17 protein-coding genes and 1 tRNA gene are annotated in these 18,516 nt (G+C 61.7%); 12 read left to right on the plus strand and 6 right to left on the minus strand.

Annotated features, from left to right (window positions below):
• Positions 1-199: 199 nt before the first annotated feature.
• A complete protein-coding gene (locus F759_RS38090; protein ID WP_209440502.1) occupies positions 200-565 on the minus strand; it encodes a hypothetical protein in 366 nt (121 codons plus the stop codon).
• A 522-nt stretch (positions 566-1,087) separates the two neighbouring features.
• Positions 1,088-1,684 (minus strand): hypothetical protein, encoded by a 597-nt coding sequence (locus F759_RS0120295; RefSeq protein ID WP_152530677.1) that lies wholly within the window; start codon positions 1,682-1,684, stop codon positions 1,088-1,090.
• 166 nt (positions 1,685-1,850) lie between these two features.
• Here F759_RS0120295 and F759_RS0120300 point away from each other — a divergent pair.
• Both F759_RS0120300 and F759_RS45170 read left to right on the plus strand, forming a co-directional pair.
• A tRNA-Ser gene (locus F759_RS0120300) sits at positions 1,851-1,940 on the plus strand.
• A 162-nt stretch (positions 1,941-2,102) separates the two neighbouring features.
• The gene (locus F759_RS45170) at positions 2,103-2,456 is read left to right on the plus strand and encodes a tail fiber assembly protein (RefSeq protein WP_084534300.1); all 354 of its coding nucleotides are present in this window, start codon (positions 2,103-2,105) and stop codon (positions 2,454-2,456) included.
• Here F759_RS45170 and F759_RS0120305 read toward each other — a convergent pair.
• A complete protein-coding gene (locus F759_RS0120305) occupies positions 2,401-3,681 on the minus strand; it encodes an acyltransferase family protein (RefSeq protein WP_027801491.1) in 1,281 nt (426 codons plus the stop codon). The genes F759_RS45170 and F759_RS0120305 overlap by 56 nt on opposite strands.
• Positions 3,682-3,926: 245 nt before the next feature.
• On the minus strand, positions 3,927-5,147 hold the full coding sequence (locus tag F759_RS0120310) for a Bcr/CflA family multidrug efflux MFS transporter (protein ID WP_027801492.1): 1,221 nt from the start codon (positions 5,145-5,147) through the stop codon (positions 3,927-3,929).
• A gap of 258 nt (positions 5,148-5,405) precedes the next feature.
• Here F759_RS0120310 and F759_RS0120315 point away from each other — a divergent pair, with 258 nt between their 5' ends.
• The 8 genes from F759_RS0120315 (at position 5,406) to F759_RS0120350 (ending at position 12,990) form a co-directional block, all read left to right on the plus strand.
• Entirely contained in the window at positions 5,406-5,984 is a 579-nt protein-coding gene (locus tag F759_RS0120315; RefSeq protein ID WP_027801493.1) for a hypothetical protein, read from the plus strand.
• A 136-nt stretch (positions 5,985-6,120) separates the two neighbouring features.
• Positions 6,121-7,404: a glutamate-1-semialdehyde 2,1-aminomutase gene (hemL, locus tag F759_RS0120320; RefSeq protein WP_027801494.1), complete on the plus strand. Its 1,284-nt coding sequence runs from the start codon at positions 6,121-6,123 to the stop codon at positions 7,402-7,404.
• Positions 7,405-7,457: 53 nt separating this feature from the next.
• Positions 7,458-8,609: a bifunctional diaminohydroxyphosphoribosylaminopyrimidine deaminase/5-amino-6-(5-phosphoribosylamino)uracil reductase RibD gene (gene ribD / locus F759_RS0120325; protein WP_027801495.1), complete on the plus strand. Its 1,152-nt coding sequence runs from the start codon at positions 7,458-7,460 to the stop codon at positions 8,607-8,609.
• Between the two features lie 21 nt (positions 8,610-8,630).
• Positions 8,631-9,245 (plus strand): riboflavin synthase, encoded by a 615-nt coding sequence (locus F759_RS0120330; RefSeq protein WP_027801496.1) that lies wholly within the window; start codon positions 8,631-8,633, stop codon positions 9,243-9,245.
• Between the two features lie 266 nt (positions 9,246-9,511).
• Positions 9,512-10,648 carry a bifunctional 3,4-dihydroxy-2-butanone-4-phosphate synthase/GTP cyclohydrolase II gene (ribBA, locus tag F759_RS0120335; protein ID WP_027801497.1) on the plus strand — a complete coding sequence of 379 codons (1,137 nt, stop codon included), beginning with the start codon at positions 9,512-9,514 and terminating at the stop codon, positions 10,646-10,648.
• A 49-nt stretch (positions 10,649-10,697) separates the two neighbouring features.
• Positions 10,698-11,201, plus strand: coding sequence for a 6,7-dimethyl-8-ribityllumazine synthase (gene ribH / locus F759_RS0120340; RefSeq protein ID WP_027801498.1), 504 nt, complete (start codon positions 10,698-10,700; stop codon positions 11,199-11,201).
• Complete coding sequence (gene nusB, locus F759_RS0120345) at positions 11,198-11,632, plus strand: transcription antitermination factor NusB (protein WP_027801499.1); 435 nt, start codon at positions 11,198-11,200, stop codon at positions 11,630-11,632. Before ribH ends, nusB begins: the two co-directional genes overlap by 4 nt.
• Before the next feature lie 161 nt (positions 11,633-11,793).
• Positions 11,794-12,990: a pyridoxal phosphate-dependent aminotransferase gene (locus F759_RS0120350; protein ID WP_027801500.1), complete on the plus strand. Its 1,197-nt coding sequence runs from the start codon at positions 11,794-11,796 to the stop codon at positions 12,988-12,990.
• Between the two features lie 229 nt (positions 12,991-13,219).
• Here F759_RS0120350 and F759_RS0120355 read toward each other — a convergent pair whose 3' ends face one another.
• A complete protein-coding gene (locus tag F759_RS0120355; RefSeq protein ID WP_027801501.1) occupies positions 13,220-14,419 on the minus strand; it encodes a lytic transglycosylase domain-containing protein in 1,200 nt (399 codons plus the stop codon).
• A gap of 601 nt (positions 14,420-15,020) precedes the next feature.
• Between F759_RS0120355 and F759_RS0120360 the strand changes: the two genes are divergently transcribed.
• Together F759_RS0120360 and F759_RS0120365 are read left to right on the plus strand one after the other, a co-directional pair.
• Positions 15,021-16,589 carry a UbiD family decarboxylase gene (locus F759_RS0120360; RefSeq protein ID WP_027801502.1) on the plus strand — a complete coding sequence of 523 codons (1,569 nt, stop codon included), beginning with the start codon at positions 15,021-15,023 and terminating at the stop codon, positions 16,587-16,589.
• Positions 16,590-16,638: 49 nt separating this feature from the next.
• Positions 16,639-17,334, plus strand: coding sequence for a LysE family translocator (locus tag F759_RS0120365; protein WP_027801503.1), 696 nt, complete (start codon positions 16,639-16,641; stop codon positions 17,332-17,334).
• 74 nt (positions 17,335-17,408) lie between these two features.
• Here the strand turns inward: F759_RS0120365 and F759_RS0120370 are convergent, their stop codons facing one another.
• Entirely contained in the window at positions 17,409-18,374 is a 966-nt protein-coding gene (locus F759_RS0120370) for a threo-3-hydroxy-L-aspartate ammonia-lyase (RefSeq protein WP_027801504.1), read from the minus strand.
• Between the last annotated feature and the right edge of the window lie 142 nt (positions 18,375-18,516).

The following is an 18,516-nucleotide window of genomic DNA, read 5'->3' on the forward strand; positions in this document are numbered from 1 at the left end:
CTTTTTTCGGCCCGCTGCGGCCCCAAGCTAGGGCAAGCGTCTTGGCCCTAGGGTGGTGTTGACCAGGTCGCACCTGGCATTTTTACTTCTTCCGCAGCCTTGTCGTCGTGGCCGAAAGTTACCCGGCGCTGGACGCAGGGCGGGGCAGAAAAAGCGCTGATTGCTCCTTAAGGTTTATCAATTTTGCATCTAGTAAAGCTCACGTTCTGCGAGTTTGCCGAGCAAATGGATTGATTGGCTGGACCTTCTCCCCGTCTTTTACTCGCTCGAGAAGCTGCACCTTGCCCCAATCAGCCGATATTGCTTCCAGCTCGCGGACGACGTTTGACTCCAACGGTTGCAGACCAGCGTCACCCTGAAAGTTCGATTTGAATGCGTGGAGGAGACGATTCTGAAGGAGGCGGGTTACGCCCTCGATTCGCCCTCGCGTGTCTGAGTCGGTGAACATCACCGACTGCGGTGAAAACGGGTCGTAGTAAATCAGGTTGGGATACTCGGTGTTCACCGCGACCTTTGGCGCGTCACTGATGAGCAGCGAGCCTAGCAGTTGTACTGAACCCTTCATGCCTTTCGGAGTTTTGAATACCCATACGCGGTTGGGTAGCCGCTCTCCTCACGCAGAGTCTGCGACGAATCGATGCACGTTCGAGTCTGCCACCTCCTAGGCGTACTGCACCTTTTGCGAAAAGTGCAGTACTGCGAAAGCCGTTTCCAAAAGGCGTAGCGCAAGTGAAGTGCATCGAGGATGACCGACGTTACCGGTGATTGAGCGCTACGGCCTTCGAGGCGATAAACGTTTCCTGAGCGCGTCAAGCCCCGTCGCAATTCCCGGTCGAATGTCTTGATAGCAGAACTGACACGCCCTCGTCCGTGAGTCGTCCGGCAACCAACGAAGTGGCAGGTGCCCGCGCTTGTCCGCAAGATTCGCCAATCAATCAACTCGACGTCAGTTCCCATTTACATTACCTCGCACGAGGCTTAACTCCGTTCGTCGATGCTGGCCTGCGATGGGCAGCACGGTTGCCATCAATACGTTTTTCTAAGCGCTGCTCGATCTCGTGAAGTTGCCTTGACGATGAAGCGGGTATCAGTTCGGCGTCGATGCCATCCTTTCAATTACCGGCGGAACTTCAATGTTTTCGATTACGGCCTTCATCTGTGGTCGCTCAAGGAGCGCGGCGCGAACGTCATGCATGAAGTCTTTCGCGAGCAGTCGAATCAACGGCTGAATCTCATTTGCTCGAGGATGTGCAGCGCGCAGTTGTGCTTGCAATGCTTCGAGCTCCGTTGCCGGACACGGAACCACAATGTCGATACGTCGCGACGCGTAGGACCGGCGGAACGCGCTACAAGCTGGCCGCACAACGGCGCCCACCACTCCAAGTGAGTCGAGGGTGGCCAATGCTACGTGCGCATACTCCGCCCAACGTGCCAACGCAATTGACGCCTTCAATGGGATATCGCGAACCACATCCACTCGCTGCTCGAGACGGTCAGCCGTGGCGTAGTAATCGAATTCCACCGGCTCTTTCATCTCCGTGGGATACCCTTTCGGGCAATCCAACGTATGAACATTACAAGCAAGTCTGTGGACCCATGTCCTCGCCTCGTCGGAGAGTTGCCCCTCGATTTCAACCACGCCACTAGAAAGGCTTTCGAACGCGGCGAGTTCGTCGTAAATCACCCGACGCACGCATGCCCGATGAACGGAGCTTTTTGCCATCGAGTGCGGAATTACCGCGCGGATGCCCGCAGGAGACGTTCCTATCATTGTCACTTCCGTGTGCAACCAATGGACTGGGCCACTCTCGGTTTGGTTCTTTGGGGGAATAAGATACAATCGCGGGCTTGGAGGTGTGGCCGAGCGGTTTAAGGCACCGGTCTTGAAAACCGGCGAAGGAGCAATCCTTCCGTGAGTTCGAATCTCACCGCCTCCGCCAATACCTCAATGAACACGGGCCTCTCGGCCCGTTTTCGTTTCTACCCGCCAAAGAACCGCCAAACCTCCACGCTGCAGAGATTGCAAACCTGCATATGCTGCGCACCTCGCATCTGGGCGGTAAAAAATCACACATGACTAACGTGTCGATCGCACGAATCCGGTGCTTGCGCCGCATAACCGATTCGTTGATAACAAAACACAATGCACGGTCGCACCGCCAGTTTGTACCCACCCTGGACGCCAAAGCGAACATCCAGTCATTACCGGGAAATTCACGTCACGCCCGGCATTGCCGATAGACGCACTTGCCAGGCTACGTCGTAAGCTTGTCGGCGTCGCGTTCCAAAATCCTTCGACATCCATCCTGTCTCGCGCCTGCGCAACGGGTCTCACTGCTTTCCGATCGACTGACGCCGAACTGTCCCCTCTCAAGCAATGGGAGGAATATCGAGTCGCCGTTAGTAGAGCAGATTTGACTGTGTGTTCGCTGGTTTGGCCAAGCGAGCCTCAGTAAGCGGCATTACTTCCAGTTGTTGTGCCCCTGCGTCGTCCCCTTCGCGCCGACTCAACCGGCGACCCGTGAAGCGACGACCTATCGCTATGCCGCCGCGCTCTATTACTGCAAAGGTAACCACTGAAATCAGGACGGTGCATGAAAACATCAGACCGGCTGTGAGCCAAAAATGGCCATCACTCGACAGTGCGAAGGTGAGAATGCCGATTCGGGTCATCAAAATCGTAAGGACCGCACTGTGCAGTAGGTAGACGCTGTAGCTGATGTTTCCAAGACGTTTTACGCCGCGACTTTTCAACAAGCCAAACAGCGAAGCGCCAGAGGCAATCAAGAAAAATGAAGCACCGAGAAACAACGTTCCGCTGGGCGAATACGGCGTATCGGTAAGCACTATGGCACCTACCAGCGAAACCACGGCGAAGCTTGACTTGAGGAACCCATCACCTCGCATGGCCGGGAACGCACGCAGGATAGAAGCGGTCAACATTCCGCACAAAAACTGCGCGAGAAACGACCTGTACGGCTCCGCAATGAACCCATTGAGCGTTTGCAAAAGAAACAATGCGGACGCCGTAATAGCGGCTGCCTGTTTGTTCCTGGCGAAAACAGCTAGTAGAGGGAGGGAAATGTAAAACAGCCATTCATATCGCAAGCTCCAGGTTGGCCCGACTGCTGCCGTGGCGCCCTCAAGGCCGAACAGTGGCTGTGGCTTTCCAAACAAGCCAAAAGAAAACCACTGCGCTAGCTCTCCACAGAGCTGGGTTATAGAAAGCGGTGAGTTGGGAACGACCCTTGACCAGGCAATGCAGAAATAGGCGACGATTAAGACGAGGTACAGCGGATAGATCCTGAAGGCTCGGTTCACATACAACTCGAGCCAATCAATCGATTCACCCTTGAGAAGAAGTCGCTTCCAGAACAGGTACCCGGTGATCATAAAAAACATGGAAACACCTGATGGACCAATGTACATGTAGAAGTGGTCGGTAAGCGGTGCGCCATGCTTTGCGCCGTACCCGTGCATCAAGAAGTGATGAAACAGTACAGCGACTGAAAGAAATCCACGCAGGCCGTCAATGCTTTCCAAGCGGTGCGCATGAACAGTAGGAGCGGAATCAAGGAAGGCAAATAACTTCCGGGGAGAAAGCGCTACAACGCATACGACGATCATTGCCACCATTGGCCAGATCGAAAGCATCGTAATCGGGATTGCCAGTTGTGCCATGATTTTTTTCTGCGCTACTCGCCGCGCTCGCTCTGGAAGCGCTGCCGACGATAAGCGGAATTTTTTGTTTTACGCCCGCAGATACGCCGCGGTCGGGTCATTTGGTAAGGAACCTTACCGGAAAATACCCGCGATAATAACTCAAGCCGTTGGACGCCCTGCGATTGGATGCTGGCGGTTAATGGCTGTCCACCACCGTTTGACCAGAGTGGTCATCTTCCCCGCGCAAATAGGAACTGCCGCCCTCAAACCACAGCGACGGGTGCCTTCGTTCCATGCCATCTGACGACTAGAATTCGCCCGACGTAGCAGAGCGTTCCCGCGACGCCCACCACAACGCCCATGCCCTTCGGCGAGCCGTCCTGCCACAATCCGACCGCGAGACTCGACAACGCGCCCAGCGCCAGTTGCACCGCGCCGAACACGGCAGCGGCCGCGCCCGCATTCATCGGATAGCGATGCATCAGATCGGTCGTGCAATTGGCGGACAGCAGACCCACCACGCCGACCACAAAGAACAAGCCGGCTACGATCGACCACAGCCCGCCCCAACCGGTCAACGAGACAAGGCACACGAATAGCGACGCAACGCAGCTCACGGTCGCCGCGAACGAAATGATCGGCAAGGACCCAAGCCGGCCGACAAGCCGCGTATTCATGAAGTTGCCAAGCATGATGCCGACGATGTTCAGCGCGAACAGAAAACCGTAATTCTGCGCCGACACATGGAAGTACTCGATGTAGACGAACGGCGTCGCGGTGATGTACGCGAACATCGACGCGAATGCCATGCCGCCGCACAGCATATGTCCCCAGGCCACTGGATCGCGCAACAATCTCCCGTATGCAGCGAAAGATTTGAGCAGCGCCGAGTGCGCACGCTTTTCGCGCGGCCAGGTTTCCGGCACCTTGAGAAACGCGGTTATCGCGCACACAGTGCCGAACAGCGTCAACGCAATAAAGACGACGCGCCAGCCGCCAAGCAGCAGCAACTGTCCGCCGATCAGCGGCGCGAGCAATGGCCCAATCGACGTGACGATGGCAAGCATCGACAGCACGCGTGCAGCGTCGGTCGGACCGTAGGCGTCGCGCGCAATGGCGCGAGCGAGCACGGATGCCGCGCCTGCCCCCAGCGCCTGCACGAAGCGGAACGTGACGAGCGCGCCGATCGTAAGCGACAGCGCGCAGACAATGCTCGCGAGCGCATACATGATGATGCCGCCCAGCAACACGGGCCGGCGGCCATAGGTATCCGACAGCGGTCCATAGAGCAGCATGCCGATCGAGAAGCCGAACATGAAACTGGTAAGCGTGGTTTGAGCGGCGCCGGTTCCGATCGCAAACGCCTGCGCGATGGTGGGCAAGCTCGGCAGGTACATGTCGATCGAAATCGGCCCGCATGCGGCAAGCGCACCGAGCAACAGAATCAGCCGACCATCTGGCCGGCGTCCGGTGACATGAGACATGGGAATCCAGGTGAAGCGCGCGCTCTCGGGGAAGCGGCGCGCGGTGATACGAAAAACAGCAGTTGACCGCATCGATTGTACGCGACGCTTAAAGCATCCGCCCCGTCGAGCGAGCAGGAACGGTCGCATGAGACCGGACCAGGCTTCGGCAAGCGCGTCGCTGATCGGTTAAGCTGCCGCGTGAACCGTTCGGACCATTCGGCGTCGCTGAAAAACGCGGATGGCGCGCCTTCCTCACATCTTCCGTGCAACGCTGCGATGACTGCCTTCCTGCTGATCTGGAGCCCCAAGAAATGGCCGTGGCCCGAGTTGCCCGACGTCGCAAAACGCGTTGCGACGGGCGTCGCGGTAGCCGACGTTTGGGGCTGCGGATTCGCACGCAGTATTCTGCCCGGCGACCGCGTGTTTTTGCATCGCGTCGCCAGTGAGCCGAAAGGCATCTTCGGCTCAGGCTATGTGACGCGCGCGCCCTATGAGGTCCCGGATCCAGCGACAAAGCGCGGCTACCGCCTATGCATCGACTTCGTGTACGACTGGCTCGCCGATGCACATGAGAGCGTGGTGATCCCCCGCGACACGTTGCGCGTGCATCCATTTTCGGTGCAGACCTGGGACGCGCAGAGTTCAGGCACCGTGATCAAACCGATTGCGGAAGGTGCGCTCGAAAAGCGCTGGGCTGAACTCACGGGCAAACGCAAGCCACCCAAGCTGGACGCGCCGGCAGGCCCGACGCGCTCTACCAAAGCGACGGCGCATGCAAACGCAACGTCCGCCAGCACAGCGCCTGGCAAGACGTCTGTAAAGAAGTCTGTGAGGAAGCGCCCGCCCGAGCACTGATAGAGCGCTCGAATGCCACGCCCATCCGCAAAACCTCTTCACACCGACTCCGGTACAATTTCCCCACTATCCCAGCGCCGCGCGAACCGCCCGTAGACGAGGCGCGCCGCTGCGCAACCCAATTTCAGTCATAGCCATGTCCAACAATCAAACCCTCTTCGACCGCGCGCAGCGCACCATTCCCGGCGGCGTGAATTCGCCGGTCCGCGCATTCCGCTCGGTCGGCGGCACGCCGCGCTTCATCGAACGTGCGCAAGGCGCTTATTTCTGGGACGCCGACGGTCAGCGCTACATCGACTACATCGGCTCCTGGGGACCGATGATCCTCGGCCATGTACATCCGGAGGTGCTCGAAGCAGTGCAACGCGTGCTGGCCAACGGCTTCTCGTTCGGCGCGCCCACCGAATCGGAAATCGAAATCGCCGAGGAAATCTGTAAGCTCGTGCCGTCGATCGAACAGGTGCGGATGGTGTCGAGCGGCACGGAAGCGACCATGAGCGCGCTGCGCCTTGCACGCGGCTTTACGAACCGCAGCCGCATCGTCAAGTTTGAAGGCTGCTATCACGGCCATGCAGACAGCCTGCTCGTCAAAGCCGGCTCGGGCTTGCTGACATTCGGCAATCCGACCTCGGCGGGCGTGCCGGTCGACATCGCGAAGCACACCACGGTTCTGGAATACAACAACGTCGCCGCGCTCGAGGAGGCGTTCAAGGCCTTCGGCAACGAAATCGCCTCGGTGATCGTCGAGCCGGTTGCGGGCAACATGAATCTCGCGCGCGCCACGCCCGACTTCTTGCAAGCGCTGCGGCGCCTATGCACCGAATATGGTTCCGTGCTGATCTTCGACGAAGTGATGTGCGGCTTTCGCGTCGCGCTGGGCGGTGCGCAAGAGGTCTACGGCATCGCGCCGGATCTGACGTGTCTTGGCAAAGTGATCGGCGGCGGCATGCCGGCAGCGGCCTTCGGCGGACGGCGCGACATCATGGCTCACCTCGCGCCGCTTGGCGGCGTCTACCAGGCGGGAACGTTGTCGGGCAACCCGATTGCGGTGGCCGCGGGCCTGAAGACGCTGCAACTCATTCAGACGCCGGGCTTCTACGACACGCTCGCCGCGCGCACGAAACGCCTCGCGCAAGGACTCGCCCAGGTCGCTCTCGAAGCGAATGTGCCGTTCTCGGCCGACTCGCTCGGCGGCATGTTCGGCCTGTACTTCACCGGATCGGTTCCGACGAGCTTCGCCGAAGTCACGAAGAGCGACGTGCCGCGCTTTAACGCGTTCTTCCACAAGATGCTCGACGCAGGCGTCTATTTCGCGCCGTCGGCGTATGAGGCCGGCTTCGTTTCGATTGCTCACGACGACGCCATCGTCGACGCCACGATCGAAGCGGCGCGCGGTGCGTTCGCGTCGCTCGCCGCCTGAGCGCGCACACCTGGAACAGCCGTCGCCCTGCCACCGCACTTAACCAGACACCGATGTTTTCGCAAACCGACTTCGTCCATATGGAACGCGCGCTTGCGTTGGCCAAGCGCGGCATGTACACGACCGACCCGAATCCGCGCGTGGGTTGCGTGCTCGTCAAAAACGGCGAAGTGATCGGTGAAGGTTTTACGCAACCGGCCGGCCAGGACCATGCGGAAATCCGCGCGATGAAAGACGCGCGCTCGCGCGGTCACGATCTGCGCGGCGCCACCGCTTACGTGACGCTCGAACCGTGCAGCCACTTCGGCCGCACGCCGCCGTGCGCTAACGCGCTGATCGAAGCACAGGTCGCGCGCGTGGTCGCCGCGATGGAAGACCCGAACCCGCAAGTGTCCGGACGCGGCCTCGCGGTGCTGCGCGACGCCGGCATCGAAGTGCGCTGCGGGCTGCTCGCGAACGAGGCGCATGAACTGAACATCGGCTTCGTGTCGCGCATGACACGCGGCCGGCCCTGGGTGCGCATGAAAGTGGCAGCCTCGCTGGATGGTCGCACCGGCTTGCCCTCCGGCATCAGCCAGTGGATTACCGGCGAGGCGGCGCGTGCGGACGGTCATGCGTGGCGTGCGCGTGCATCGGCGATTCTGACCGGCATCGGCACCGTCAAGGAAGACGATCCGCGCATGACGGTGCGCGCCGTCGACACACCGCGCCAGCCGCAACGCGTGTTGATCGACAGTCAGCTGGATGTCTCGCCGCGCGCGCAAATTCTGGCCGGTGCACCCACACTGATCTTTTGCGGCAATCTCGATCAACGACATAGCGACCGCGCGCAGGCACTGCGCGAGCGCGGCGCTGAGATCGTGCAACTGGCCAACGCGGCCGGCAAGGTGGATCTTCCCGCGATGCTGAAGGTGCTTGGCGAGCGCCAGGTGAACGAACTTCATGTGGAGGCCGGCTACAAGCTGAACGGCTCACTGCTGCGCGAAGGCTGCGTGGACGAACTGCTCGTTTATCTCGCGCCGAGCCTGCTCGGCATCGACTCGATGAGCATGTTTAACCTGACCGCGCCCGAAACACTGGAGGGACGCGTCAAGCTCGCTTTCCATAACGTCGAGCGGATCGGCGAAGATCTGCGGATTCTCGCCCGCCTGGTGCCGGCGGGCGTAACCGCAGCCGGGACCGACGTCACCGCCCAACCCGTTTAGTTTTGATCAAGGACTAGTACGATGTTCACAGGAATCGTCGCGGCAGTGGGCCGCATCGAGTCAGTCAAGCTTCTGGGCACGAACGGCGACGCGGGCGTGCGCCTGACCGTGGAAGCCGGCGGCCTCGATCTCGCCGACGTGCAGCTCGGCGACAGCATCACCGTTCAAGGCGCTTGCATGACCGTGGTCGCGAAAACCGACCATTCTTTCGAAGTCGACGTGTCGCGCGAAAGCCTGAACTGCACGGCGGGCCTCGGCGAAGTGGGCGAAGTCAATCTGGAAAAGGCGCTGCGCGCGCACGACCGGCTGGGCGGCCATATCGTCTCCGGTCATGTGGACGGCTTAGGCCAAATCACCCATTTCGCACCGGTCGGCGAATCGCACGAACTGCGCGTGCTGGCGCCGCGCGAGATCGGCCGCTATCTGGCGTACAAGGGCTCTATCACTGTCAACGGCGTGAGTCTGACCGTCAACTCGGTTAAAGATCGCGACGACGGCTGCGAGTTCTCAATCAACCTGATTCCGCACACGGTGGAAGTGACTGCGCTCAAGCATCTGCGCGAAGGCACGCCGGTAAATCTGGAAATCGATCTGATTGCGCGCTACGTTGAGCGCATGCTCAACGCGCCGAAGTAGCCAGCCACAACGCCAGCAAAACGCCAGCAATAGACTCGACAAAAACGCCTGCGACGGCCACGACATCAACCGGCGCCGGTCGGCCACGCATACGCTCACAGCGGCGCCTTGCCCCTTGCGGCCAGTTCATGCGTCTATCGTTTTGCCGAGCATAGCAACGACGGATGGCGCATCGCCAGTCGGCCAAACGGCATATGCCATCCGGCGGAGGCGACTTGGGACCGCGCGTGGCGTAAAATACGCGCTTTCCCGAAAAACTCGCCAACATGACGCTCGCCTCTACTCCAGAGATCATCGCCGAACTCAAAGCCGGCCGGATGGTGATCCTCGTCGACGAAGAAGATCGCGAAAACGAGGGCGACCTTGTGCTCGCCGCCGAATTCGTCACGCCGGAAGCGATCAATTTCATGGCACGCTACGGCCGCGGCCTGATCTGTCTGACGCTCACGCAGGAACGCTGCAAGCTGCTCAACCTGCCGCTCATGACTTACCGCAACGGCACGCAGTACGGAACCGCGTTCACAGTCAGCATCGAGGCCGCAGAGGGCGTGACCACCGGCATTTCGGCCGCCGACCGAGCCCGGACGATCGCCGCAGCGGTAGCCCCGGACGCAAAGGCTGAGCACATCGTGCAGCCGGGCCACGTATTTCCGATCATGGCGCAGCCGGGCGGCGTCCTGGTGCGCGCCGGTCACACGGAGGCAGGCTGCGACTTCACTGCGCTGGCAGGCCTCACGCCGGCCGCGGTGATCTGCGAAGTCATCAACGACGACGGCACTATGGCACGCCTGCCTGACTTGATGGAGTTCGCAAAAGAGCATCATCTGAAGGTCGGCACGATTGCGGATCTGATCCACTATCGCAGCCGCACGGAATCGATTGTCGAGCGCATTTGCGAGCGCACCATGCAAACGGCGCACGGCGCTTTTCGCGCGGTCATGTATCTGGACCAGCCGAGCGGCCAGCCGCACATTGCGCTCGTGCGCGGCACACCGAACCCGGACGAAGACACGCCCGTGCGCGTGCATGAGCCGCTTTCGGTGCTGGACCTGCTCGAAGTGGGCGAATCCACTCATTCGTGGACGCTCGACGCAGCCATGAAAGACATCGCCTCACGCGAACTGGGCGTGATCGTGCTGCTCAATTGCGGCGACTCGAAAGAGCATCTGATCGACGTATTCAAGGCCTTCGATTCGAAGGAAAAAGCAGACGCGCTCAAACGGCGGCCCGTCGACTTCAAGACGTATGGCATCGGCGCGCAGATTCTGCGCGAACTAGGCGTCGGCAAAATGCAGGTGCTGTCGAACCCGCGCAAGCTGGGCAGCATGTCGGGTTACGGTCTCGAAGTCACCGGCTTCGTACCCATGCCGGGCAGCACAGCGCAGGCTCCGCAACAAGGCTGATCCGATCATTCACGCGCCTCGCGCTCACTCAAAACACTACGGAATTCACATGGAAATCGGACAATACCAACCGAACCTCGACGGCGACGGACTGCGCATCGGCATCGTGCAGGCGCGTTTTAACGAGCCCGTCTGCAATGGTCTCGCGGACTCGTGCATCGAAGAACTCGAACGCCTCGGCGTGACGGGCGAAGACGTGCTGCTCGTCACCGTGCCCGGCGCGCTGGAAATCCCGCTGGCGCTGCAAAAGCTCGCAGAAAGCGCGCAGTTCGACGCGCTGATCGCGCTCGGCGCGGTCATTCGCGGCGAAACATACCACTTCGAACTGGTCTCGAACGAAAGCGGTGCCGGCATCACGCGCATCGGCCTCGACTTCGGCATCCCCGTTGCGAACGCCGTGCTCACCACCGAGAACGACGAGCAAGCGGTGGCTCGCATGACCGAAAAGGGCCGTGACGCGGCGCGTGTGGCTGTCGAAATGGCGAACCTCGCGGTCGCGCTCGAACAGCTCGGCGGCGACGACGAAGAAGACGAAGAAGAGGAAGAGGCATGAGAAGCGCACGCCGACGCTCCCGCGAACTGGCCACGCAGGGGCTTTATCAGTGGCTGCTGTCGGGTTCGCCCGGCGGTGAGATCGACGCGCAACTGCGCGGCGCGCAGGGCTTCGACAAAGCGGACCATGAGCATCTCGACGCTATCCTGCACGGCGTGATCCGCGATTCGGAGGCTCTGTCCGCCGATATCGCGCCGTGTCTGGACCGTCCGATCGACCAGCTTTCGCCGGTCGAACGCGCGGTGCTGCTCGTCGCGGCCTTTGAGCTGAAGAATCACGTCGATATACCTTATCGCGTGGTGATCAACGAGGCCGTGGAACTCGCGAAGACGTTTGGCGGCGCCGACGGCTACAAGTACGTAAACGGCGTACTCGACAAGTTGGCGGCAAAACTGCGCGTCGCGGAAACTGAAGCGGCTCGCAAGCGCTAGGCGCGAGCACGCGGCCGGCTCGCGCAACGCTGCCGCAGCATCGTCGCAGTACAGCAGCAACACTGGACGCACGGAACGCATCGTTTGTAAGGACGCCGCCGCGCACATGAACGAACGCGCAAGGCGCCGTCCCGCTTCTGCTTTGAACTGGATTTGACCGTATGAACTCAGTGACCGAACCTCTTATGCGGCTCGCCGCGCGCGTCGACTCCATCCAGCCTTTTTACGTGATGGAGTTGGCGAAAGAGGCTGCGCTCCTCGAGCGCGATGGGCGCGACATCATTCACATGGGGATCGGCGAGCCCGACTTCACCGCGCCCGAACCGGTCATCGAGGCAGCAGCGAACGCGCTGCGTCGCGGCGTCACGCAATACACCAGCGCGCTCGGGCTGCACGCACTGCGGGAGGCGATTTCCGCGCACTACGCAGAGGTCCACGGCGTCAATGTTGATCCCGCGCGGATCGTCGTGACTGCGGGCGCGTCGGCGGCGTTGCTGCTGGCGTGCGCGGCATTGGTGGATCGCGACGACGAAGTGCTGATGCCCGACCCGTGCTATCCGTGCAACCGCCATTTCGTGATTGCGGCCGAAGGCAAGCCCGTGATGGTGCCAAGCGGCCCTGCCGAGCAATTCCAGTTGACTGCCGCCGACGTCGAGCGGCTCTGGAACGAGCGCACGCGTGGCGTGCTGCTCGCATCGCCGTCCAACCCGACGGGTACGTCGATTGAGCCGGCGGAACTCGAACGCATTGTCAAAGCGGTGCGCTTGCGTGGCGGCTTTACGATCGTCGACGAAATTTATCAAGGCTTGAGCTATGGCGCGAAGCCCGTATCGGCGCTGTCGTACGGCGAGGACGTGATCACGGTCAACAGCTTCTCGAAGTATTTCAACATGACGGGCTGGCGCCTCGGCTGGCTGGTCGTGCCGCCCGGCATGGTAAGTGCGTTCGAGAAACTGGCGCAGAACCTCTTCATCTGCGCGTCGGCCCTTGCACAGCACGCGGCGCTCGCGTGCTTCGAACCGCAGACCATCGCCACGTACGAGGCGCGCCGTCTCGAGTTCAAACGCCGCCGCGACTTTATCGCGCCGGCGCTCGAATCGTTGGGGTTCACCGTGCCGGTCATGCCGGACGGCGCGTTCTACGTCTACGCCGACTGCCGGAGCGTCGCTCATCCCGCCGCTGGCGACAGTTCTGCCCTCACGAAAGCGATGCTGCACGAAGCGGGCGTCGTCCTCGTACCGGGCATGGATTTCGGCACGCACGCGCCGAAGCAATATATCCGGCTGTCGTATGCAACGGCGTATCCGAAGCTGGAGGAAGCGGTGGAACGCCTGGGGCGGCTTTTCGGCCGAGGGTAGTAGTAAAGGGCACCACAAGCAAAGGGCACCAAGCAAGCGCCTGGTGAGCGACTTGTGCGCTGGGAAGGCCTTGCCCGCAAGCCACACGGAGATTCTCGCCGCTAAGCCGCTGCAACCGCGCAGTCACTCACGCAACTCCCAGAAACGAAAAAAGGACACCCGCGAAGGTGTCCTTTTTTGTGCCGTTCGCTCGCGCGTCAGGCCGTCAATATTTCGCTATATGAGCGACTCAGGCGCCCAGTTCCGCGGCCGACGCCACATGCCTAGGAGCATTCGCGCTCGCATCGTCCTGCTCCGAAACCGGCGTCTTGCCCGGTGCAGCAGCGCTCAACGGATGGCTCCCTTCCAGCGTGACCTGCACTCGCTTGCCGTTGCTGTTGTTAGCAGCAGCCGACGTGGAAGAGGACGACGCGTTATTCGATGCTGTGATAACCGGAGCCTGCGGTGCATTGATCGGCACCTTACGGCCGCGCGCCACGTCGCGCAGACGCGCGCGCTCGGCCATCACCTTGGCGCCGTAGCCGCCGTCATCTTGCGACGTCGAGCCCACGTAGAGCCGCAAGCCACCCGGCAGCGAACCGCCGCGCGCGATGCAATCCTTCAGAACCAGCGCACCGACCTTGATGTTCGCAAGCGGTTCGAGCGCCGCGCTTTCGCCGCCGAAATACTGGAACTTGTCCGAATGGACCTTCGACATGACCTGCATCAGGCCCTGGGCGCCCACGCCGCTCTCGGCGTACGGGTTGAAGCCGGATTCGATCGCCATCACCGACAGCAGCAGCAGCGGATCGAGACCAACTTCGCGGCCGGTGTCGAAAGCAGCCTTTACGAGCTCACTGACGGGCTCCTGAGCGACGCGGTAGCGGCGGGCCAGGTACGACGCAACGAGAGCCTGTTCGCGCGACGATACGAGCACGCGATCGTCGCGTGCGTCGGCGGACACCCGTTGCGCCGGAATCAGCCGCGCCAACGCGGAAACGCTTTGCATGGTGCGCGGATCGAGACCGTTGAGCGCCGCGATGCCCATGCCGGCCGAGCCGGACCCGTCGAACGCGCCGTCGTAGCTGGTATTGGTGACGCCCACGCTCGCGCTATTGCCGCCGCTTGCTGCATCAGCGCTATTCGGGTTCGAGTTCGCTGACAGCGTTTCGTCCGACGACGTGCGCCCCGGCGGCCCGAAAGCGGGCAGCGGGTTGCCTTGCAGCAGGCGCGCCGGGCCGGCTTGAACGGCGGCGGAAAGAACCGGCATCAGCTTGGCCGCAAGGGTGCCGCGCCACGTTGGCATCAGCCACAGCGCGATTGCCAGCACGACGGCAATGCCGCCCACAATGCTGAACAGGTGATGACTCAATTGCGTTCCGCGACGCACTGCACCGCGCACAACCTGCGCGATACGTTCGTCGGGACGCCACGATAACCAGGCGTTCATTCAGATCTCCCATGTTGCATGATCCGCGAACTCCGCCCGAGGAACAGGCGGTAACACACGTTCGCAGAGTCAAGACATCGCGCGCTCTGTCTGGTTAGGGCAGCAGCGACGTCGGGAAAACGGCAAATACCGTTTGTGGGGAGCCTTCCTGAAAAGCGGTCCGCGGCATGCCGAAAACATGCGGGCGGTGGCTCCCACGCGAAAAACCAGCGTCAGTTGGCGCTGGCGAGGACATCGATAAGACCGACGAATACCGTGCAGGGCTTCGGTAAGCGGTGACGCGTTGCGTCTAATGGGACCGGGGGCAGTGGTAAAAGGTTCACGCCCTGCAACCAACGTGGACGGATTCTAGGGCACGGTTTTATAGATCGTCAACACTATAAACAGGAAAATGTATAACTAATTGTAATAAGGAGCGCGATTGAGAGCCGTCAAAAGGCCGCGCCGAGCGCTTTTTCGGCATTTTGGCGATACCAATTCGTCCTAAGCCGTTCGGCCGATCTACGTGCGCTGGCCAACGCAGGTAAAATCGACAATCGTTCTGGCGCCCCTGCCGTCGCGCCGTCCCTCCCTCGCCGCTCGCGGCACTGAACTGCATCAGATGAAATACAAAGACTTGCGCGACTTCATCGGCCGTCTCGAGACGATTGGAGAACTGCGCCGTGTCCCGCAAAAGGTCTCGCCAATCCTGGAAATGACCGAACTGTGCGACCGCGTATTGCGGGCCGGCGGTCCCGCGTTGCTGTTTGAAAACCAGGAGCGGCATGCGTTCCCGGTGCTCGGCAACCTGTTTGGCACACCGCGCCGCGTGGCGCTCGGCATGGGTATCGACGCCCAGGCCGGGGAAAGCGATGGCGCCGCGCTCGATTCTCTGCGCGACGTCGGCCGGTTGTTGTCGGCGTTGAAGGAACCGGAGCCGCCAAAAGGGCTGAAAGACGCGGGCAAACTGTTCTCGCTGGCAAAGGCCGTGTGGGACATGGCGCCACGAGCCGTGAGCGCGCCGCCCTGCCAGGAAATCGTGTGGGAAGGCAATGACGTCGACCTCGAAAAGCTGCCTATCCAGACCTGCTGGCCGGGCGACGCCGGCCCGCTGATCACGTGGGGCCTGACCGTCACGAGAGGGCCGAACAAGAGCCGACAAAACCTCGGCATCTATCGCCAGCAATTGATCGGACGCAACAAGCTGATCATGCGCTGGCTCGCGCATCGGGGCGGCGCGCTCGATTTCCGCGAGTTCGCGCTGAAGAATCCGGGTCAGCCGTATCCGGTGGCGGTCGTGCTCGGCGCGGACCCGGCAACCATCCTCGGCGCGGTGACGCCGGTGCCCGACACGCTCTCCGAATACCAGTTCGCCGGCTTGCTGCGCGGCGGGCGGACGGAGTTGGCCAAATGCATTACGCCGGGCGTCGACGGTTTGCAGGTGCCCGCGCGCGCCGAAATCGTGCTCGAAGGCTTCATCTATCCACAGCAAGGCACGCCCTCGCCTGCTCCGGCGGGCGCGCCGCCGCGGCCCGCCAAGGGCGCCTCGGCCGCCTATGAGCATGCGCTCGAAGGCCCTTATGGCGACCATACCGGCTACTACAACGAACAGGAGTGGTTCCCCGTGTTCACGGTCGAGCGCATCACCATGCGCCGCGACGCGATCTACCACTCTACGTACACCGGGAAGCCGCCCGACGAACCGGCCGTGCTCGGAGTTGCGCTCAACGAAGTGTTCGTGCCGCTGCTGCAGAAGCAGTTCACCGAGATCACCGACTTCTATCTGCCGCCCGAAGGCTGCAGCTACCGCATGGCCATCGTGCAGATGAAGAAGAGCTACCCAGGCCACGCGAAACGCGTGATGTTCGGCGTCTGGAGCTTCCTGCGGCAGTTCATGTATACGAAGTTCATCGTTGTCGTCGACGAAGACGTCAATATCCGCGACTGGAAAGAAGTGATCTGGGCGATTACCACGCGCGTCGACCCGACGCGCGATACGGTGCTCGTCGATCGTACGCCGATCGACTACCTGGACTTCGCGTCGCCGGTCGCGGGACTCGGTTCGAAAATGGGACTCGACGCGACCAACAAGTGGCCGGGCGAAACCGATCGCGAATGGGGCCGGCCGATCGAGATGGACGCCGCGGTCAAGCAGCGAATCGACAGTGTGTGGAACGAACTGGGCCTGTGAGCGCGCCGAGCGCATGACCCAATAACAAACAGATGGAGCAGTCGCGCGGATGCATGCCTTTTCGATGATGTCGGACGGGTTTTTCCTGTCTTTGTCGTTGTGCCTGGACATCGGCCTCGTAAACGTCGCGATGATTTCGCTGGCACTGTCGCACGGATTCAAACCGGGCTTCTGGCTCGGCCTTGGCTCATGCGTCGGCGATCTGATTTATGCGGCGCTGGCGCTCGCCGGCATGGCTGCGCTGTTGCAGTTCGAGTCGGTGCGCTGGGTGGTGTGGATCGGCGGCGCGGCCATCCTGCTGTTTCTTACCTGGAAAATGGCGCGTGAAGCGATGTTCCCCGCGTCGGCGCCGTCCGTCGCCGGCGAGGCGGACGCCAGTTCGCCGCATCTTTCGGCGTGGCGCGGCTTCCTGCGCGGAGTGTTGCTCGCGGTATCGTCGCCGTCGGCGATTCTCTGGTTCGCTGCGGTGGGCGGCGCGTTGATCGCCAAGGCCGGCGCGACGAGCCCCACGACCGCGCCAGTATTTCTCGGCGGTTTCTTTCTTGGCGGCTTGTGCTGGACCGTGTTTATCTGCGGCCTCGGCAGTCACGGCCGCAAGCGCGCAGGCACTGGCTTGCTGCGCGCGTGTCACGTGCTGTCCGCGCTGCTGTTCGCCTACTTCTCATACAGCGTGATCGTGAACGGTTATCGCGATCTGATTCTGCAAACCGCGCAGCGCTCGCCGATTATGCAAACGGCGAGCTAACAAAAAACGGCCCGCACCATGACCGGCGCGGGCCGTCTCCGAACACGTCTAGCCGGTTTCGCACCGGAAAGCGATCACGCCAGGTACTGCGCGAGTTTGTGCAGATCGACGTTGCCGCCGCTCACCACCACGCCCACGCGCTTGCCCTTCACGGGGATGACGCCGTTCAGCACGGCCGCCGCCGCGAGGCAACCGGTCGGTTCGACGACGATCTTCATGCGCTGCGCGAAAAAGCGCATGGTCTCGATCAACTGCTCGTCGGTGACGGTTTCGATCCGCGCAACCAGCTTGCGGATGATCGCAAACGTGTAGTCGCCCAGATGTGTCGAGGCCGCGCCATCGGCGATGGTGCGCGGCGCGTCGATATGCACGATCTCGCCGCGCGCAAGAGACTGCTGGCCGTCATTGCCCGCTTGCGGCTCAATGCCGATGACGGCGCACTCAGGACTCAACGCCGCCGCCGACAACGCGCTGCCGCCAATCAGCCCGCCGCCGCCGAGGCACACAAACAGCATGTCGAGCGGCCCCGTTTCGTCGATCAGTTCCTTCACCGCCGTGCCCTGCCCTGCGATCACATGCGGATGATCGTACGGCGGAATCAGCGTCATGCCGCGCTCTTCGGCGAGCCTTCGGCCGATTTCTTCGCGGTTTTCCTTGTAGCGGTCGTAGGTAATGACTTCGCCGCCGTAGCCCTTGGTGGCGGCGACTTTGGCCGCCGGTGCGTCGTGCGGCATGATGATCGTCGCGCGGATGCCGGCGAGGCGCGCCGACAGCGCGATGGCCTGCGCATGGTTGCCGGACGAGTAGGTCAGCACGCCGGCCTTGCGCTGCTCGGCGTCGAAATGCGAGACCGCGTTATAGGCGCCGCGAAACTTGAAGGCGCCCATCCGCTGAAAGTTCTCGCATTTGAAGAACACAGACGCACCGGTGCGCTCGTTGAACGTGCTCGAGGTCAATACAGAGGTGCGGTGAGCGACACCGTCGAGGCGCGCGGCGGCGTCGAGTACGTCGTCGAAAGTGGGAGCGGCGAGTGGCTGCATCGGCTGCATCGGCGTAGTTCTCCAGAGCGGTGGCAAGACTGCCATTCTCCCAGCTTCGCCAACGCTTTGGAACGTCGGCACGGCCTCACGACGCAGCAAAAAGAAAACGGCGTAACGCGGCGATCAAGCCGGCGTTACGCCG

The organism is Paraburkholderia dilworthii (genome assembly GCF_000472525.1).
Classification (GTDB): domain Bacteria; phylum Pseudomonadota; class Gammaproteobacteria; order Burkholderiales; family Burkholderiaceae; genus Paraburkholderia; species Paraburkholderia dilworthii.

Excerpts from the sequence above, each read along its gene's own strand:
- F759_RS38090 (WP_209440502.1), bottom strand. The coding sequence starts at position 565 with ATGAAGGGTTCAGTACAACTGCTAGGCTCGCTGCTCATCAGTGACGCG.
- F759_RS0120305 (WP_027801491.1), bottom strand. The coding sequence starts at position 3,681 with ATGGCACAACTGGCAATCCCGATTACGATGCTTTCGATCTGGCCAATG.
- F759_RS0120310 (WP_027801492.1), bottom strand. The coding sequence starts at position 5,147 with ATGTCTCATGTCACCGGACGCCGGCCAGATGGTCGGCTGATTCTGTTG.
- F759_RS0120315 (WP_027801493.1), top strand. The coding sequence starts at position 5,406 with ATGACTGCCTTCCTGCTGATCTGGAGCCCCAAGAAATGGCCGTGGCCC.
- hemL (WP_027801494.1), top strand. The coding sequence starts at position 6,121 with ATGTCCAACAATCAAACCCTCTTCGACCGCGCGCAGCGCACCATTCCC.
- ribD (WP_027801495.1), top strand. The coding sequence starts at position 7,458 with ATGTTTTCGCAAACCGACTTCGTCCATATGGAACGCGCGCTTGCGTTG.
- F759_RS0120330 (WP_027801496.1), top strand. The coding sequence starts at position 8,631 with ATGTTCACAGGAATCGTCGCGGCAGTGGGCCGCATCGAGTCAGTCAAG.
- ribBA (WP_027801497.1), top strand. The coding sequence starts at position 9,512 with ATGACGCTCGCCTCTACTCCAGAGATCATCGCCGAACTCAAAGCCGGC.
- ribH (WP_027801498.1), top strand. The coding sequence starts at position 10,698 with ATGGAAATCGGACAATACCAACCGAACCTCGACGGCGACGGACTGCGC.
- nusB (WP_027801499.1), top strand. The coding sequence starts at position 11,198 with ATGAGAAGCGCACGCCGACGCTCCCGCGAACTGGCCACGCAGGGGCTT.
- F759_RS0120350 (WP_027801500.1), top strand. The coding sequence starts at position 11,794 with ATGAACTCAGTGACCGAACCTCTTATGCGGCTCGCCGCGCGCGTCGAC.
- F759_RS0120355 (WP_027801501.1), bottom strand. The coding sequence starts at position 14,419 with ATGAACGCCTGGTTATCGTGGCGTCCCGACGAACGTATCGCGCAGGTT.
- F759_RS0120360 (WP_027801502.1), top strand. The coding sequence starts at position 15,021 with ATGAAATACAAAGACTTGCGCGACTTCATCGGCCGTCTCGAGACGATT.
- F759_RS0120365 (WP_027801503.1), top strand. The coding sequence starts at position 16,639 with ATGCATGCCTTTTCGATGATGTCGGACGGGTTTTTCCTGTCTTTGTCG.
- F759_RS0120370 (WP_027801504.1), bottom strand. The coding sequence starts at position 18,374 with ATGCAGCCACTCGCCGCTCCCACTTTCGACGACGTACTCGACGCCGCC.